Here is a 312-nt window from a genome sequence, read left to right as displayed (position 1 = left end):
ATCTATCCCTCCGCGACCCAGGCCCGCCAGGACAACCCTTATGGCCTGAGCAAGCGCGAGGCGGAAGGCACCCTGTCGGCGCTGGCCGAACAGCATGGCTCGCCGGTCTATCTCTTCCGACTGCCGAACGTATTCGGCAAATGGGCTCGTCCGAACTACAACTCCGCGGTCGCCACGTTCTGCCACAACATCAACCACGGCCTGCCCATCCAGATCAATGATCCGGCGGCGGCAATCACGCTGGTTTACATCGATGACGTGGTAGCCCGCTTCATCGAACTGATGGACGGCGCGATCGCGGACGACCGGTAC

1 protein-coding gene is annotated in these 312 nt (G+C 62.2%); it reads left to right on the top strand.

Annotated elements, in window-relative coordinates:
- On the top strand, positions 1–312 hold a 312-nt coding region (locus KDH83_RS32275), incomplete at both ends, for an NAD-dependent epimerase/dehydratase family protein (protein ID WP_212323301.1).

It is taken from the genome of Achromobacter sp. Marseille-Q0513, assembly GCF_018195695.1.
Classification (GTDB): Bacteria; Pseudomonadota; Gammaproteobacteria; order Burkholderiales; family Burkholderiaceae_B; genus Achromobacter.
Note: the sequence above shows the minus strand (reverse complement) of the source record. Positions and strands in the feature narration are given on the sequence as shown.